Origin of the sequence: Streptomyces sp. NPDC046465 (assembly GCF_040646035.1) — a bacterium.
Classification (GTDB): domain Bacteria; phylum Actinomycetota; class Actinomycetes; order Streptomycetales; family Streptomycetaceae; genus Streptomyces.
In genome coordinates this window covers 1-1,012 of the sequence record NZ_JBEYZK010000097.1, presented here as the reverse complement: position 1 = coordinate 1,012, position 1,012 = coordinate 1, and the positions used below count along the sequence as shown (strand labels likewise).

The window sequence follows — 1,012 nt, the reverse complement described above, 5'->3', positions numbered from 1 at the left end:
CACATAAAGACATCGTGGATAGTTTTTATATTAATCAACTTTTGAAAGCGATTCAATTAAACGAAGCAGGGGCCGTTGAAAAATTTGAAAAAGAAATCCAACAAAAGGATCCTCAAATCCAAAAGATGTATCACACCTTGAAAGATCAACTCGTCAATACTACTGAAGAGATCGATGTGGCTCAATTAAAAGAGACTTCGATTCAAAATGAAATTCAAAGACAACTTCAAAAAGAAGCCGAAGAATTTGGATTATCCTTCGACTTTTTACAGTCTGCAATGAATGAATATCAAGGCGATAAGAAAACGATCCCTTATTTAACTCATTTACTGGATTCGATGACCCTTAGTAAAGAAGAGTTTGAAGCCAAAACGGGTGAAAAATACAGAAGAAGAACAAAAGTTTTAGAAGAACGACTACAACAAAACTTTGAACAACTTCAAAAATGGAAAGAAGAATTATAATGGCGACAGGTTTAAATCAACAACTATGGGCTTCTGCGGATATCTTACGTGGGAAGATGGATGCAAGTGAGTATAAAAACTACTTACTGGGATTAATTTTCTATAAGTACTTGTCTGATGCGCAGCTGAGAGAAGTTTATGAACAAGAAAATGGCAAAACAGATACCTTCCCAGAACGTTCCACTCAGTATGCAGGCTTCATGGAATGGTACGAAGAAGACAAAGACGATTTAATCGAAAATATCCAACCCAAACAAGGCTACTTTATCCAACCCGATCAATTGTTTTATCACTACCGCCTCAAAGCTGATAACTATGAATTTAACTTGACCGACTTACAAGCAGGTTTTAATGAGTTGGAACGTCAAGGAGAAGAATTCAGTGGATTGTTTGCGGATATTGATTTAAACTCCACAAAATTAGGCTCAAATGCACAACAACGTAATGTGACGATTACTGAGGTCTTGCGTGCTTTAGATGAGATTGACTTATTTGAACACAATGGCGATGTGATTGGGGACGCTTATGAGTATTTAATTGGGATGTTT

2 protein-coding genes are annotated in these 1,012 nt (G+C 36.4%); both read left to right on the top strand.

The window, feature by feature from the left end:
- Positions 1-464, top strand: a 464-nt coding sequence (locus ABZ953_RS39455; RefSeq protein ID WP_361734368.1) for a hypothetical protein, incomplete at its 5' end; no start/stop codon positions are given.
- Positions 464-1,012: type I restriction-modification system subunit M N-terminal domain-containing protein (locus ABZ953_RS39450; RefSeq protein ID WP_361734366.1), on the top strand; the 549-nt coding region annotated here is incomplete at its 3' end. The genes ABZ953_RS39455 and ABZ953_RS39450, both read left to right, overlap by 1 nt.